We start from the raw sequence: 15040 nt of genomic DNA on the forward strand, positions 1-15040 counted from the left end.
CGGCCGGCGTGAGCCGGGTTGTTACGGATACAGGAGGGAATTATCCCGCTTTTTTGGCAGCCTTGCCGTCGAACAGGCCGAACAGGGCGATACCCACCGCGCCGACCACGATCGCCGAATCAGCGATATTGAACGAGGGCCAGTAATGGTCCCCGATATGCCACTGGATGAAATCGACCACGTGACCGTGCATGAGGCGGTCGATCACGTTGCCGATCGCCCCGCCGATCACCAGCGCGTAAGGCACGGCGCTGCGCCAGGCGCCGCGAGCGGTGCCCCACATCCAGTAGGCCATCAGGCCGCTGATGCCCACTGCCAGTGCGGTGAAGAACCACAGCTGCCAGCCACCGGCATCGCTCAGGAAGCTGAATGCCGCACCGGTGTTATAGGTGCGGAACCAGTTCCAGAAGCCCTCGATGACCACCACCGGCTCGTACTCGGGCAGGCTGGACAGCACCCAGGCCTTGCTCCACTGGTCGGCGATGATGATCGCCGCCGAGAGCAGCAGCCAGATCAGCGCGTTCGGACGCGGACGGGCGGCGGCCATCAGAACCACCGCCGGTCTTCGCCGGCCCCATCGATGTTGGTCACGCAGCGGCCACACAGTCCCGGATGCGCAGCGACCGAGCCCACATCGGCGCGGTAATGCCAGCAGCGCACGCACTTCTGCTTGCCGGTCGGCTGGGCGCTGACGAACACCTCGTCGGTGGTCGCCGGGCGCACCTGCACGTCACCACTGATCAGCAGGAAGCGCAGCTCCTCGGCCAGCGGCTGCCAGCGCGCGGCGGTCTCGGCATCGGCGGCGACAGTGATCTCCGCTTCCAGCGCCGCACCGATCGCACCGTTGGCACGCATCGGCTCGAGCACCTTGGCGACCTGCTCGCGCAGGGCCAGCAGCTGGTCGAAATCGGCCGCGTTGAGCGGTGCGTCGGCCGGCAACGGCACCAGGCCCTCGTACCACGTGGCGAACAGCACGTTCTCCTTGCGCTCGCCCGGCAGGTACCCCCACAGCTCATCGGCGGTGAAGCTCAGGATCGGCGCGATCCAGCGCGTGAACGCTTCGGCGATGTGGTACATCGCGGTCTGCGCCGAGCGGCGGCCGCGCGAGTCCACCGGCATGGTGTACAGGCGGTCCTTGGTGACATCCAGATACACCGAGCCCAGATCCACGCTGCAGAAGTTCAGCAGCAGCTGCACGATCTCGGCCATGTTGTAGCCGGTGTACGCCGCCTTGATCTTCTCCTGCACCTCGAAGGCGCGATGCACGATCCAGCGGTCCAGCGCGACCATGTCGGCCGGGGCCACCCGATGCTGGGCCGGGTCGAAGCCGTCCAGGTTGCCGAGCAGGAAGCGCGCGGTATTGCGCAGGCGCCGGTAGGCATCCGCGTTGCGCTTGAGGATTTCCTGCGACAGCGACATTTCGTTGCTGTAATCGGCCGAGGCGATCCACAGGCGCAGGATGTCCGCGCCCAAGGTCTTCATGATGTCCTGCGGCTCGATGCCGTTGCCCAGTGACTTGGACATCTTGCGGCCCTTCTCATCCACGGTGAACCCGTGGGTGAGGCACTGCTTGTACGGGGCCTGTTTGTCGATGGCCACGCCGGTCAGCAGCGAGGACTGGAACCAGCCGCGGTGCTGGTCCGAGCCTTCCAGGTACAGATCGGCCGGCTTGCCGAAGCCACGCGCCAGCAGCACGCCTTCATGGGTCACGCCCGAGTCGAACCAGACATCGAGGATGTCGGTGACCTTCTCGTAGTGCGGCGCTTCATCGCCCAGCAGCTCGGCGCTGTCCAGGGAGTACCACACGTCGATGCCCTCGGCTTGCACGCGGTCGGCGACCTGCTGCATCAGCTCGACGGTACGCGGGTGCGGCTCACCGGTTTCGCGATGGGTGAACAGCGCGATCGGCACACCCCAGGTGCGCTGGCGGCTGATGCACCAGTCCGGGCGGCCATCGACCATCGAGCCGATGCGCGCCTTGCCCCAGCTCGGGAACCAGCCGACGTTGTCGATCGCGGCCATCGCATCGCTGCGCAGGTTGGCCTTGTCCATCGAGATGAACCACTGCGGGGTGGCACGGAACACGACCGGGGTCTTGTGGCGCCAGCAGTGCGGGTAGCTGTGCACGATCTCGACATACGCCAGCAGCGCACCGGACGCACGCAGCACATCGACGATCAGCGGCTGCGCCTTCCACAGGTGCACGCCGGCCAGCTCGACATCGCCGGCCGGCGGGGTCGAGGACAGGTACACGCCGCGGCCGTCGACCGGATTGATCTGGCCGGCGTTGTACTTCTCCATCAGCCCGTACTGCTGGCTGACCACGAAGTCTTCCTGGCCATGGCCCGGGGCGGTATGCACGGCACCGGTACCGTCTTCGTCGGAGACGTGCTCGCCGTTGAGCAGCGGGATGTCGCGCTGCGGGTAGAACGGATGGGCCAGCAGCAGGTTTTCCAGCGCGGCGCCGGTGGCACGACCGTGCACGACCAGGCCGTCCACGCCATAGCGCTGCAGCGAACGCTCGGCCAGCGCGGCGGCCAGCACCAGCCATCGGCGCTTGCCGTGGTGGGCCGGGCCTTCGGCCAGCACATACTCGATCTCCGCACCGAGGGACACCGCCAGCGAGGCCGGCAGCGTCCACGGGGTGGTGGTCCAGATCGGCACCGCAACCTCGACATCGGCCGGCAGGGTCGCGCCGAAGCGCGCGGCCAGCTGCTGCGAATCACGCGACACGTAGGCCACGTCGATCGCCGGCGAGGTCTTGTCCTGGTATTCGATCTCGGCCTCGGCCAGCGCCGAGCCACAGTCGAAGCACCAGTGCACCGGCTTGGCGCCGCGCACGATGTGACCGTTGGCGAACACCTTGGAGAGCGCGCGGATCTCGTTGGCTTCGAAATCGAAGCTCAGCGTCTTGTACGGGTTGTCCCAATCGCCGATCACACCCAGGCGCTTGAAGTCGCGGCGCTGGAGTTCGATCTGCTCTTCGGCGAACTCGCGGCACTTCTGGCGGAACGCGACCGCATCAAGCTTGACGCCGACCTTGCCCCACTTCTTCTCGACCGCGATCTCGATCGGCAGGCCGTGGCAATCCCAGCCCGGCACGTAGGGCGCATCGAAGCCGGCCAGGTAGCGCGACTTGACGATGATGTCCTTGAGGATCTTGTTGACCGCGTGGCCCAGGTGGATCTGGCCGTTGGCGTAGGGCGGGCCGTCGTGCAGCACGAACAGCGGGCGGCCCTGCGCGTTGTCGCGCAGGCGGGCGTAAAGGCCCTCGTCCTCCCAGCGCGACAGAATGCCCGGCTCGCGCTTGGGCAGGTCGCCGCGCATCGGGAATTCGGTTGCCGGCAGATGAAGGGTGGCTTTGTAGTCCTGGCTCACGCAGTGGCTCGCAATCTGTGTTCGGAAAGGATGTGACGGGCCTGTTCGGCGTCACGGTGCATCTGGTCGGTCAACGCGGCCAGATCGTGGAACTTTTCTTCGTCGCGCAACTTGGTGACGAATTCGACATCGATGTGACGACCGTACAGGTCGCCCTGGAAATCAAACAGGTGCGCCTCCAGCAGCGGCTCCACGCCATCCACGGTGGGACGCGTCCCGAAGCTCGAGACCGAGGGCCACGGCTGGTCGAACACGCCGTGGACCCAGGTGGCATAGATCCCCGACAGCGCCGGCGTCTTCGGGAAGCGCAGGTTGGCGGTCGGGAACCCCAGCGTACGGCCCAACTGGCGGCCGCGCACTACCCTGCCCCCAATCGTATACGGCCTGCCCAGCAGATCGCCGGCGTGGCTGAAATCACCGGCGCGCAGCAACTGGCGGATGCGGGTGCTGGAGATGCGCTCACCGTGCAGATCCACCGGCTCGATCTCGTCGGCACTGAAGCCACGCTCGCGGCCCATCGCCTGCAGCAGGGCCAGATCGCCGCGGCGGCGGTTGCCGAAGCAGAACTCCGGCCCGATCCACACCTCGCGCGCGCTCAGCCGGTGCACCAGTAGCTGCTCGACGAAATCCTCGGCCTGCATCGCGGCCATGCGCGCGTCGAAGCGCAGCAGGCCGATCGCGTCCACGCCGAGCTCGCGCAGCATCGCGACCTTGTCGCGGGCCAGGGTCAACCGCGGCGGCGGCTCGCCCTGGGCGAAGTACTCGCGCGGCAGCGGCTCGAAGGCCACTGCCACGGCGGCCACGCCCAATGCGCGCGCGCGCGAAACGGCGTGGCGCACCAACGCACGATGACCCAGGTGCAGGCCGTCGAATGCGCCGATGCAGACCACGCTTCCGTGCGGGAACAACTGCCCGCCTTCGACGCTTCTAAACAGCCTGCTCATCTACGTGGAATGCGGCCCACCAGGGCCGATGCTTTGCAAGAGATAGCCATGAAGTATAGCCGGGCTGCCCCCGGATCAATGCTCCCGCAGGTGGCGCGGGCGGAAGCCCATCGCGATCAGGGCCACCAGGTAGGTCAGGCCACCGCCGCCGACCAGCAGCGCGAGGTTGCCGATCCGGTGCCATTTGTCCATGCCGGTGAAGTCCGCCATCCCGTAACGCAGGGCCAGCAGCACCGCCACCATGGCCACGCAGGCCAGCCCCAGCTTGGTGACATAGCCGCCCCAGCCCGGCTTGGGCTGATACACGTCGGTCTTGCCCAGCCAGTACCAGAGCAGGCCCAGGTTCAGATAACTGGACAGCGCGCTGGCAATGCCCAGCGCCAGGTGCAGGCCCGGCTGCTTGCCCAGCGCGACCCACACGCCCTGCGCCTTGAGCGCGTCGGGCACCATCACCTGGTACAGCACGGCCAGCAGAATGAAGTTGAACACCATGTTGGCCACCAGCGCGGCCACGCCGGCGCGGACCGGGGTACGGGTGTCCTGGCGGGCGTAGAAGGCCGGCAGGACCACCTTGAGCAGCGCGAACGCCGGCAGCGCGAAGCTCAGGCCGTACACCGACAGGGCGGTCATCCGCGTATCGAAGGCGGTGAAACGCCCGTACTGGAAGACCGTGGCGATCAGCGGCTCGGCCAGCAGCAGCAGGCCCAGCATGGCCGGAACGGCGATCAGCAGGGTCGTGCGCAGGCCCCAGTCCAGCGCGCTGGAGAAGCCGGCCTTGTCGGTGCTGACATGGTGGCGGGCCAGCGCCGGCAGGATCACCGTGCCCAGCGCCACCCCGAACACGCCCAGCGGCAGCTCCAGGAAGCGATCGGCCAGCGACAGCCAGGACTGCGAGCCGTCGGTCAGCTTGGCGGCGATCACGGTATCGAGCAGCAGGTTGATCTGCGCGATCGAAGAACCGAACAGGGTGGGCACCATCAGGGTCAGCACCTTGCGCACGCCCGGATGCCGCCAGCCCCAGCGCGGCAGGGTCAGCAGGTTGATCCCCTTCAGCGAGGGCAGCTGGAACAGCAGCTGCAGCAGCCCGGCCGCCAGCACCGCCCAGCCCAGCGCCAGGATCTGCTTCTCCGGCGTACCGCCCAGCCGAGGGGCCAGCCACAGCGCACCGGCGATCATGCACAGGTTGAGGATGACCGGGGTCAGCGCCGGCATCGCGAACTTCTGGAAACTGTTGAGCGCCCCGCCCGCCAGGGCGGTCAGCGAGACGAACAGCAGGAACGGGAAGGTCAGCCGGAACAGGTCCACCAGCAGGCCATGCTTGGCCGGGTCGGTATCCACCCCGCTGGAGAACAGGGTCGCCACCTGGGGCGCGAAGATCAGCGCCAGCGCGGTGACCAGCAGCAGGACCCCGCCCAGGGTGCCGGCCACCCGCGACATCAGCTCGCGCAGTTCGGCGTGGGAGCGGGTTTCCTTCACCTCCGTGAACACCGGAACGAACGCGGTGGCGAACGAGCCCTCGGCGAACAGGCGGCGCAGGAAATTGGGCACCCGGAAGGCGACCCAGAAGGCGTCGGTCACCGCATTGGTGCCGAACGTGGTGGTGATGACCAGGTCGCGAACCAGCCCCAACACCCGCGAAATCATGGTCATGCTGCTGAAAGACAGCAGGCCCCGCAACATCCTTGGTGAACTCACCCGTGTTCCCTCTTGACAATTGACTTGACGTACATTTTTCGAGCCATCATACTTTCCAGCTTGCTGTTCCCATTACACCGATTTTTCAGGAAACCACCACTGTGGCCAATATCAAGTCCGCCAAGAAGCGCGCCAAGCAGACCGTCGTGCGCAACGCGCGCAATACGGCTCAGCGTTCGATGCTGCGCACCGCTGTCAAGAAGGTGATCAAGGCTCTGGATGCCAATGACGCCGCCGGCGCCGAGGCAGCCTTCGCTGTTGCCCAGCCGATCCTCGACCGTTTCAGCTCGCGTGGTCTGATCCACAAGAACAAGGCTGCTCGCCACAAGAGCCGCCTGACCGCGCGCATCAAGGCCATCAAGGCCGCCTGATACGGCGCTGCGGGTGTCGTAGAGCCACGCCACGCGTGGCTTCGATCCAGCCGCAGAGAAAAGCCCGGCCCCGGCCGGGTTTTTTGTTGCCTGCGATCTGCGACGTCCAGCCCGGCTGGCGGCGACGGCGGCACCACAGAAAAACCCGGCCGGAGCCGGGTTTCTCAGGGGCGCGCGGGTGCGCTCAGTACGCATCGCGCGCTTGCGCCTCGTCTTCCTTCTGGCGATCGAAGAAGGCCATGATGTTGTTCATGATCGGCCAGGTGCCTTCACGGCCCAGGGCCGAGACCAGGTACCACGGCTGGGTCCAGCCCAGCTCGGCGATGATCTTCTCGGCGGCGGCCTTGGCCTCGTCCTCGAACATCAGGTCGGCCTTGTTCAGCACCAGCCAGCGCGGCTTGTTCAGCAGCTCCGGGTCGTGCTTTTCCAGCTCGCGCTCGATTGCCCGGACCTGCTCGATCGGCGAGACACCTTCCACGCCACCTTCCATCGGGGAGATGTCCACGAGGTGCAGCAGCAGGCGGGTGCGCTGCAGGTGGCGCAGGAACTGCGCGCCCAGGCCGGCGCCATCGGCCGCACCCTCGATCAGGCCGGGAATATCGGCGATCACGAAGCTGCGGTAGTTCTCCACGCGCACGACGCCCAGATTGGGGTACAGCGTGGTGAACGGGTAATCCGCAACCTTCGGCGTCGCAGCGGACACGGCGCGGATCAGCGTACTCTTGCCGGCGTTCGGGAAGCCCAGCAGGCCCACGTCGGCCAGCAGCTTCAATTCGAGCTTGAGCAGGCGCTCTTCACCCTCTTCGCCCGGCAGCGCCTGGCGCGGCGAGCGGTTGGTGGAGCTCTTGAAATGCATGTTGCCCAGGCCGCCGCGGCCGCCCTTGGCGACCAGCAGGCGGTCACCATGGCCGGTCAGGTCGCCGATCACTTCATCGGTGCTGACGTTCATGATCACGGTGCCGACCGGCACGGTGATGACCAGGTCTTCGCCGCCCTTGCCGTAGGCCTGGCGGCCCATGCCGTTCTCGCCGCGCTGCGCCTTGAAGATGCGGTCATGGCGGAAGTCGACCAGGGTGTTGAGGTTCTCGTCGGCGCGGATCCACACGCTGCCGCCATTACCGCCGTCGCCACCGTCCGGCCCGCCCAGCGGAATGAACTTCTCGCGACGGAAACCGATGCAGCCGTTGCCGCCATTGCCGGCGATCACCTGGATTTCTGCTTCGTCTACAAGTTTCATGATTCTGGATGCCAATCTGGAGGCGGCGGGCGCGAGGTGCACCCCACCGCAGAGTCTAACGGCCCCGGTACGATCCAGGGCCGGCGGCGGGAAATGTCCCGCCCGATATTCGATACCAACGAAAAACCCCGCCGAAGCGGGGCTTTCGTCAGCGACCCCACGCCGTGGCGTGGGCGCCTGCGTACCGCTGAAGATCAGGCTTCGGCGACGACGCTGACGGTACGACGCTTCTTCGGGCCCTTGACCGAGAACTCCACCTTGCCGTCGACGAGCGCGAACAGGGTGTGGTCACGGCCGAGGCCAACGCCGGTACCCGGGTGGAACTGGGTGCCGCGCTGACGCACGATGATGTTGCCGGCGTCGATGGCCTGGCCACCGAAGATCTTGACGCCGAGGTATTTCGGGTTGGAGTCGCGACCGTTGCGCGATGAGCCTACGCCCTTCTTATGTGCCATGACTGCTTCTCCTTATTACTTGCTGCCACCGGCAATGCCGGTGATCTCGATTTCGGTGTAGTACTGACGGTGACCCTGGCGCTTCATGTGGTGCTTACGGCGACGGAACTTGATGATCCGGACCTTGTCGGCACGACCCTGGGACACGACCTTGGCGGTGACCGAAGCGCCGCTCAGCGCGTCGCCCAGCTTGATGCCATCGCTGTCGCCCAGCATCAGGATGTTGTCGAACTTGATCTCGTTGCCGACTTCGACTTCGAGCTTTTCAACGCGGAGCGTTTCGCCCTGCGCCACGCGGTATTGCTTACCGCCGGTTACCAGTACTGCGTACATGACCAGACTTCCTCTGTAGTTATTGTGGTCTATGGACTGCCGCCATCGAGGGCGGACAGAAGCGGAATTTTAATGACTTCAACCACTTCGGGTCAACCCACCCCCTGCTCTGACCCGGATTTGGCTGAATACGGTTCAGGAAACCGGCTGGCGGGGTCTCAGGGAATGAGACATGGGGGTGGCAAAGTCCGCGATTGCCCCCAAATCCCAAGCTCGGTAGGCTGACCGATTGCCGTTTCCGATTGCCCCACCCGCTTGCCGGCTCCCTGAGCCGAAGCCCCACAACGGATCCCCCATGGCGATGGATTTCATCCGCATCCGCGGCGCGCGGACGCACAATCTCAAGAACATCGATCTCGACCTGCCCCGCGACAAGCTCATTGTCATCACCGGCCTGTCCGGCTCGGGCAAGTCGTCGTTGGCGTTCGACACCATTTACGCCGAAGGCCAGCGTCGTTACGTGGAGTCGCTGTCGGCCTATGCCCGCCAGTTCCTCAGCGTGATGGAAAAGCCGGACCTGGACCACATCGAGGGCCTGTCCCCGGCGATCTCGATCGAGCAGAAGTCGACCTCGCACAACCCGCGCTCGACCGTCGGCACGATCACCGAGATCTACGACTATCTGCGCCTGCTGTACGCCCGCGTCGGCAGCCCGCGCTGCCCGGACCACGGCTACCCGCTGGAGGCGCAGACGGTCAGCCAGATGGTCGACCACGTGCTCACCCTGGATGCCGAGCAGCGCTACATGCTGCTGGCCCCGGTGATCCGCGAGCGCAAGGGCGAGCACGCCCAGGTCTTCGACCAGCTGCGCGCGCAGGGGTATGTGCGCGTGCGCGTGGATGGCCAGCTGCATGAAATCGATGCGGTGCCGCCGCTGGCGCTGCGCCAGAAGCACACCATCGAAGCGGTGATCGACCGCTTCCGCCCGCGCGAGGACATCAAGCAGCGCCTGGCCGAGAGCTTTGAAACCGCGCTGAAGCTGGGCGACGGCATGGTCTCGGTGCAGTCGCTGGATGTGGAGGATGCGCCTGCGCATCTGTTCTCGTCCAAGTACAGCTGCCCGGTCTGCGATTACTCGCTGCCGGAGCTGGAACCGCGCCTGTTCTCGTTCAACTCGCCGGTCGGCGCCTGCCCGGGCTGCGATGGGCTGGGCATGGCCGAGTTCTTCGATCCCTCGCGCGTGGTGGTGCACCCGGAGCTGTCGCTCTCGGCCGGTGCCGTGCGCGGCTGGGACCGCCGCAATGCGTATTACTTCCAGCTGATCGCCTCGCTGGCCAAGCACTACAAGTTCGACACCGACGCCCCCTGGCAGAGCCTGCCCGAGGATGTGCGCCAGGCCGTGCTGTACGGCAGCGGCGATGAAACCATCACCTTCACCTACTTCACCGAAGCCGGTGGCCGCACCCAGCGCAAGCATCGCTTCGAGGGCATCATTCCCAACCTCGAGCGCCGCTACAAAGAAACCGAATCGGCCGCGGTGCGCGAAGAGCTGGCCAAGTACATCAGCGAACGTAACTGCCCGGAGTGCAACGGCCAGCGCCTGAACAAGGCTGCGCGCAACGTGTTCGTGGCCGACCGTGCACTGCCCGAACTGGTGGTGATGCCGATCGACGACGCGCTGAAGTTCTTCAGCGGCATGACCCTGCCCGGCTGGCGCGGCGAGATTGCCGGCAAGATCGTCAAGGAGATCGGTGAACGCCTCGGCTTCCTGGTCGATGTCGGGCTGGATTACCTCACCCTGGAGCGCAAGGCCGACACCCTCTCCGGTGGCGAAGCCCAGCGCATCCGGCTGGCCTCGCAGATCGGTGCCGGCCTGGTCGGCGTCATGTACGTGCTGGATGAGCCGTCCATCGGCCTGCACCAGCGCGACAACGAACGCCTGCTCGGCACCCTCACCCGCCTGCGCGACCTGGGCAATACGGTGATCGTGGTCGAGCATGACGAAGACGCGATCCGCCTGGCCGACTACGTGCTGGATATCGGTCCGGGCGCGGGCGTGCATGGCGGCGAGATCGTCGGCCAGGGCACCCTGCAGGACATCCTGGATGCACCGCGTTCGCTGACCGGCCAGTACCTGTCGGGCAAGCGCGCCATCGAGATCCCGGCGCGCCGGCACAAGCCCAACCCGAAGATGACGCTGCACCTGCGCGGCGCCAGCGGCAACAACCTCAAGGGCGTGGACCTGGACATCCCGTCCGGCCTGCTGACCTGCATCACCGGCGTGTCCGGCTCGGGCAAGTCGACCCTGATCAACGACACCCTGTTCTCGCTGGCGGCCAACGAGATCAATGGTTCCTCGCACCCGATCGCTCCCTACAAGGAAGTGGACGGGCTGGATCTGTTCGACAAGGTGGTGGACATCGACCAGTCGCCGATCGGCCGCACCCCGCGCTCGAACCCGGCCACCTACACCGGTCTGTTCACGCCGCTGCGCGAGCTGTACGCGCAGGTGCCCGAAGCGCGTGCGCGCGGCTATTCGCCGGGGCGTTTCAGCTTCAACGTGCGCGGCGGCCGCTGCGAAGCGTGCCAGGGCGATGGCCTGATCAAGGTGGAAATGCACTTCCTGCCGGACGTGTACGTGCCCTGCGATGTCTGCCATGGCAAGCGCTACAACCGCGAAACGCTGGAGATCCTCTACAAGGGCTACAACATCAACGACGTGCTGCAGATGACCGTCGAAGATGCGCTGAAGCTGTTCGAACCGGTGCCGAGCATTGCGCGCAAGCTGGAAACCCTGGTCGACGTGGGCCTGAGCTACATCAAGCTGGGCCAGAGTGCGACGACGTTGTCCGGTGGTGAAGCGCAGCGCGTGAAGCTCTCCAAGGAACTGTCGCGCCGCGATACCGGGCGCACGCTGTACATCCTGGATGAGCCGACCACCGGCCTGCACTTCCACGATATCGAGGCGCTGCTCGGCGTGCTGCACAAGCTGCGCGACGAAGGCAACACGGTGGTGGTGATCGAGCACAACCTGGATGTGATCAAGACCGCCGACTGGATCGTCGATCTGGGTCCGGAAGGCGGCCATCGCGGTGGCACCATCCTTGTCACCGGTACGCCGGAAGACGTGGCGGCGTGCCCGACCTCGTACACCGGCCAGTTCCTGGCCAAGATGCTGCCTTCCACCAGCGCGCGCCCGGAACAGCCGGCCGCCGTGGCCAACAAGCCCGACGCCCGCCCGCCGCGCAAGGCCAAGCCGGAAAAGCCGGCCAAGGTGGCCAAGAAGGCGGTTGCCGCCACGCGTGCGGCAACCCCCAGCAAAACCAGCCCTGCCAAGACCACGAAGGCGAAGAAGAAGTAATGAGCAGCGAACACAAGATCCTCGCCCGCGTACCGATCAGCGTCCGCTGGCGCGACATGGACAGCATGGGCCACGTCAACAACGCCAAGTACATCTCCTACCTGGAAGAAGCGCGTGTGCGCTGGATGCTGGGGGTGGAGGGCGTTTCGATGACCGACCGCATCGCACCGGTAGTGGCGGCGACCAACGTCAACTACCGCCTGCCGATCGTGTGGCCCAACGACATCGTGGTGGAGCTTTTCGTCGAGCGCCTCGGCAACAGCAGCGTGACCATCGGCCACCGCATCGTGGACGAGAAGAACGACAGCACGCTGTATTCGGACGGCAACGTGGTGGTGGTCTGGATGGACACGCAGACCGGCAAGAGCGCGCCGTTGCCCGAGGCGATCCGTACCGCGTCGAGCTGACAGGTTTCGCCGCGCCGAACTGAAAGGTAGTGCCGGCCATCGGCCGGCACTACCCTTCTACGCCCCATGAAGGTTTACGGTAGCGCGCTGCGCACCTGCAACGTTCCATCCACCTTGCGCCCGTCTTCCAGGCTCAGCCGCAACGGCAGCTGCGCCCCCGCTTTCAGCGCCACCTCCGGCTGCATCAACATCAGGTGAAGGCCACCGGGTTTCAGCTCGACCGTTGCGCCCGCCGCGATGGGCAGGCGCTCCACCGCGCGCATGCGGCTGACCCCGTCCACCAGCGTGGTTTCGTGCAGCGACACATCGCCGAACGCTTTGCTGCCGGCAGCGACCACCACCACCGGGGCGCGACAGTCATTGCGGATCTGGCCGTAGCCGGCCGCCATCGGCATCGCGCCCGGAGGCAGGCGAAGCCAACCATCGCGCAGCGACACGCAGGCGGGCTCCGCCGCCATGGCCACCGCCGATGCTGCGAACGCACACACCCCCAACAATACGCACACGAATGGTTTGGTTATCATCGGCTTCGTTCCCTGTCCGCAACGAGACTGCAGCATGACGACGCTCATCGAGGTGATCAACCATGGCCCCATCCGCGAACTGCGGCTGGCGCGCCCCCCGGTCAATGCGTTGGACACCGAGCTGTGCCGGCACCTGATCCAGGCGATCAACCAGGCCATGGCCGATGACGTGCACGGCATCGTGCTCTCGGGCAGCGAGCGCATCTTCAGCGCTGGCATGGACGTGCCGCACCTGCTCAGCCACGGCGAGGACAAGCACAAGCTTCTGGACAGCTGGCAGGCCTTCTTCGGCGCAGTGCGCACGCTGGCCGAATGCCGCGTGCCGGTAGTGGCCGCCCTGACCGGGCACGCCCCGGCCGGTGGCTGCGTGCTCGCCCTGTGCTGCGACTACCGGATCATCGCGCGCAGCCCCGATGCCGCCCATCCCACCGTGATCGGCCTGAACGAGGTCCAGGTCGGGCTGGTTGCGCCGGAAGGGATCCAGCGCCTGATGCGCCGCGTCGTCGGGCATCACCGGGCCACTACCCTGCTGGTCGGCGGCGAGATGGTGCCGGCCGAGCGTGCGCTGGAGATCGGGCTGGTCGATGAGGTGGTCGATGCCGACCTGGTCGTCGCCCGCGCCGTGGTCTGGCTGCAGGCCCTGCTCAAGCTGCCGCGGCAGCCGATGCTGCTGACCCGCACCATCGCCCGCGCCGACCTGCACGAGGCCCTGCACGCCGATCTGATCCAGCTCGACCGCTTCGTCGAGGCCTGGTACGCCCCGGACGCCCAGCAGGCGCTGCAGGGGCTGGTGGCCCGGCTGGGCAAGGGATGACCCACCACGGCTGACGCACCCGCGCACACCGGTAGTGCCGGCCGCTGGCCGGCAACCAGGCAATGAATGGTCGAAGTGGCGCGTGGTTGCCGGCCATGGGCCGGCACTACCCTATAATTTGCGTTCGCCCACCCCAGGTTGCTTCCCTTGTCCGCCACGCACGAACCCGTCGTTTCCGAGCTGATCGACCTGCTCTCGCTCGAACGCCTGGAAGACAATCTGTTCCGCGGCCAGAGCCGCGATATCGGCACCAAGTACGTCTTTGGCGGCCAGGTGCTGGGCCAGGCGCTGTCGGCCGCCCAGAAGACCGTCGAGAACGGCCGCCACGTGCATTCGCTGCACGCCTACTTCCTGCGCGCGGGCAACATCGACCATCCCATCGTCTATGACGTGGACCGCACCCGCGATGGCGGCAGCTTTTCCGTGCGCCGGGTCACCGCGATCCAGCACGGCAAGGTGATCTTCTTCTGCGCGGCCTCGTTCCAGCAGGCCGAGACCGGCGCCGAGCACCAGCACAAGATGCCGGAAGTGCCGCAGCCCGAAGACATCGAGCCGAACCAGCCGCTGCCGCAGGCGGTCCTGGATCGCCTGCCGATCAAGGTGCAGCGCTGGCTCTCGCGCGGCGGCCCGTTCGAGTTCCGCCACGTGTACCCGCGCGATGAACTCAATCCGCCCAAGCGTCCGCCGTACCACCAGGTGTGGCTGCGCCTGAACGAGACCGTTGGCGATGCCCCTGAGCTGCACCAGGCACTGCTCGCCTACGCCTCGGATTTCCATCTGCTGGGCACCGCGACCTTCCCGCACGGCATCAGCTACTACCAGCCGCACGTGCAGATGGCCTCGCTGGACCACGCGATCTGGTTCCACCGCCCGTTCCGCGCCGACGATTGGCTGCTGTACTCGCTCGACAGCCCCAGCGCGCAGGATTCGCGCGGACTGGCGCGTGGCCAGTTCTTCACCCGCAACGGCATCCTGGTCGCCAGCACCGCGCAGGAAGGCCTGATCCGGGTGGTCGAGGACAGTGCCGCGGCCGCCGCCGTACCGGCCAAGGACTGACATGAGACAGATCTTCAACAGCCAGCGCGTGGAAACCGTCGAAGGCGTGGCCCAGCTGCTGCGCGACGCCGGCATCGAAGTGCGCATCACCAACGGGCGCTCGTACCACAGCAAGCGCGGCAGCCAGTTCAGCTATCTGGACAAGGAAAAGGCCACCACCCACCCGACTTTGTGGGTGGTGCATGCCGACGACCAGCCGCGCGCGCGCGAGATTCTGCGCGATGCACGCCTGCTGGAAACCACCCGCCGCGACCACCCGACCGCGCAGTTCGCGTTCCGCGACGAGGTCGCCCAGGCCGACGCCCCGCGCAACTGGGCCTGGCGCATCCGCATCGGCCTGCTGCTGGTGATCGCTGCCGTGGCGATGGTGGTGGTCATGCGCCACCGCGGCGCGCCGGTGGTGGCGCCCGCCCCGGCACCGGTGACCCAGCCGGCCTCGACGCCAACCGCACCGGCCGCCACGCCGCCGGAAGAAGAGGAAGTGCGGGTCCGGATCCAGCCCACCGAATAACAGGTCGTGCCGGC

General features: G+C 66.5%; 14 protein-coding genes. 6 read left to right on the plus strand and 8 right to left on the minus strand.

From position 1 onward, the window contains the following. Window positions 1–40: 40 nt before the first annotated feature. The 4 genes from lspA to murJ all read right to left on the minus strand — a co-directional run bounded on the left by lspA (window position 41) and on the right by murJ (window position 6002). A complete protein-coding gene (gene lspA / locus ORK51_RS10810) occupies window positions 41–547 on the minus strand; it encodes a signal peptidase II (RefSeq protein ID WP_070426864.1) in 507 nt (168 codons plus the stop codon). Beyond that, a complete protein-coding gene (ileS, locus tag ORK51_RS10815) occupies window positions 547–3378 on the minus strand; it encodes an isoleucine--tRNA ligase (protein WP_266084909.1) in 2832 nt (943 codons plus the stop codon). Before ileS ends, lspA begins: the two co-directional genes overlap by 1 nt. After that, window positions 3375–4322, minus strand: coding sequence for a bifunctional riboflavin kinase/FAD synthetase (locus ORK51_RS10820; RefSeq protein WP_266084910.1), 948 nt, complete (start codon window positions 4320–4322; stop codon window positions 3375–3377). Before ORK51_RS10820 ends, ileS begins: the two co-directional genes overlap by 4 nt. Window positions 4323–4397: 75 nt before the next feature. After that, window positions 4398–6002: a murein biosynthesis integral membrane protein MurJ gene (murJ, locus tag ORK51_RS10825; protein WP_266084945.1), complete on the minus strand. Its 1605-nt coding sequence runs from the start codon at window positions 6000–6002 to the stop codon at window positions 4398–4400. A gap of 116 nt (window positions 6003–6118) precedes the next feature. Between murJ and rpsT the strand changes: the two genes are divergently transcribed. After that, entirely contained in the window at window positions 6119–6388 is a 270-nt protein-coding gene (gene rpsT, locus ORK51_RS10830; RefSeq protein WP_019184515.1) for a 30S ribosomal protein S20, read from the plus strand. A gap of 184 nt (window positions 6389–6572) precedes the next feature. Here the strand turns inward: rpsT and obgE are convergent, their stop codons facing one another. The 3 genes from obgE to rplU all read right to left on the minus strand — a co-directional run bounded on the left by obgE (window position 6573) and on the right by rplU (window position 8413). Continuing rightward, entirely contained in the window at window positions 6573–7625 is a 1053-nt protein-coding gene (obgE, locus tag ORK51_RS10835; protein WP_046272194.1) for a GTPase ObgE, read from the minus strand. A 194-nt stretch (window positions 7626–7819) separates the two neighbouring features. Further along, entirely contained in the window at window positions 7820–8080 is a 261-nt protein-coding gene (rpmA, locus tag ORK51_RS10840; protein WP_019184517.1) for a 50S ribosomal protein L27, read from the minus strand. A 15-nt stretch (window positions 8081–8095) separates the two neighbouring features. Continuing rightward, the gene (gene rplU / locus ORK51_RS10845) at window positions 8096–8413 is read right to left on the minus strand and encodes a 50S ribosomal protein L21 (protein WP_019184518.1); all 318 of its coding nucleotides are present in this window, start codon (window positions 8411–8413) and stop codon (window positions 8096–8098) included. A 295-nt stretch (window positions 8414–8708) separates the two neighbouring features. On the opposite strand from rplU, the gene uvrA reads away from it, so the two are divergent. Both uvrA and ORK51_RS10855 read left to right on the plus strand, forming a co-directional pair. Continuing rightward, complete coding sequence (gene uvrA / locus ORK51_RS10850; protein ID WP_019184519.1) at window positions 8709–11714, plus strand: excinuclease ABC subunit UvrA; 3006 nt, start codon at window positions 8709–8711, stop codon at window positions 11712–11714. Continuing rightward, window positions 11714–12121 (plus strand): acyl-CoA thioesterase, encoded by a 408-nt coding sequence (locus tag ORK51_RS10855; protein ID WP_019184520.1) that lies wholly within the window; start codon window positions 11714–11716, stop codon window positions 12119–12121. The genes uvrA and ORK51_RS10855 overlap by 1 nt, the downstream gene beginning before the upstream one ends. Before the next feature lie 74 nt (window positions 12122–12195). Here ORK51_RS10855 and ORK51_RS10860 read toward each other — a convergent pair whose 3' ends face one another. Beyond that, window positions 12196–12645 carry a copper chaperone PCu(A)C gene (locus tag ORK51_RS10860; protein ID WP_070426860.1) on the minus strand — a complete coding sequence of 150 codons (450 nt, stop codon included), beginning with the start codon at window positions 12643–12645 and terminating at the stop codon, window positions 12196–12198. 34 nt (window positions 12646–12679) lie between these two features. Here ORK51_RS10860 and ORK51_RS10865 point away from each other — a divergent pair, with 34 nt between their 5' ends. The 3 genes from ORK51_RS10865 (at window position 12680) to ORK51_RS10875 (ending at window position 15026) form a co-directional block, all read left to right on the plus strand. Beyond that, window positions 12680–13459 carry an enoyl-CoA hydratase/isomerase family protein gene (locus ORK51_RS10865; protein ID WP_070426859.1) on the plus strand — a complete coding sequence of 260 codons (780 nt, stop codon included), beginning with the start codon at window positions 12680–12682 and terminating at the stop codon, window positions 13457–13459. 147 nt (window positions 13460–13606) lie between these two features. After that, entirely contained in the window at window positions 13607–14515 is a 909-nt protein-coding gene (tesB, locus tag ORK51_RS10870) for an acyl-CoA thioesterase II (RefSeq protein WP_026069994.1), read from the plus strand. 1 nt (window position 14516) lies between these two features. Then, on the plus strand, window positions 14517–15026 hold the full coding sequence (locus ORK51_RS10875) for a putative signal transducing protein (protein ID WP_070473420.1): 510 nt from the start codon (window positions 14517–14519) through the stop codon (window positions 15024–15026). Window positions 15027–15040: the final 14 nt, after the last annotated feature.

The sequence above is a fragment of the Stenotrophomonas sp. RIT-551 genome (genome assembly GCF_026241915.1).
Taxonomy (GTDB): Bacteria; Pseudomonadota; Gammaproteobacteria; order Xanthomonadales; family Xanthomonadaceae; genus Stenotrophomonas; species Stenotrophomonas bentonitica_A.

Coding starts and splice junctions, on each gene's coding strand:
- ORK51_RS10875 (WP_070473420.1), top strand. CDS start 14,517: ATGAGACAGATCTTCAACAGCCAGCGCGTGGAAACCGTCGAAGGCGTG.
- ORK51_RS10860 (WP_070426860.1), bottom strand. CDS start 12,645: ATGATAACCAAACCATTCGTGTGCGTATTGTTGGGGGTGTGTGCGTTC.
- lspA (WP_070426864.1), bottom strand. CDS start 547: ATGGCCGCCGCCCGTCCGCGTCCGAACGCGCTGATCTGGCTGCTGCTC.
- ORK51_RS10855 (WP_019184520.1), top strand. CDS start 11,714: ATGAGCAGCGAACACAAGATCCTCGCCCGCGTACCGATCAGCGTCCGC.
- rplU (WP_019184518.1), bottom strand. CDS start 8,413: ATGTACGCAGTACTGGTAACCGGCGGTAAGCAATACCGCGTGGCGCAG.
- rpmA (WP_019184517.1), bottom strand. CDS start 8,080: ATGGCACATAAGAAGGGCGTAGGCTCATCGCGCAACGGTCGCGACTCC.
- ORK51_RS10820 (WP_266084910.1), bottom strand. CDS start 4,322: ATGAGCAGGCTGTTTAGAAGCGTCGAAGGCGGGCAGTTGTTCCCGCAC.
- obgE (WP_046272194.1), bottom strand. CDS start 7,625: ATGAAACTTGTAGACGAAGCAGAAATCCAGGTGATCGCCGGCAATGGC.
- uvrA (WP_019184519.1), top strand. CDS start 8,709: ATGGCGATGGATTTCATCCGCATCCGCGGCGCGCGGACGCACAATCTC.
- murJ (WP_266084945.1), bottom strand. CDS start 6,002: ATGTTGCGGGGCCTGCTGTCTTTCAGCAGCATGACCATGATTTCGCGG.
- ORK51_RS10865 (WP_070426859.1), top strand. CDS start 12,680: ATGACGACGCTCATCGAGGTGATCAACCATGGCCCCATCCGCGAACTG.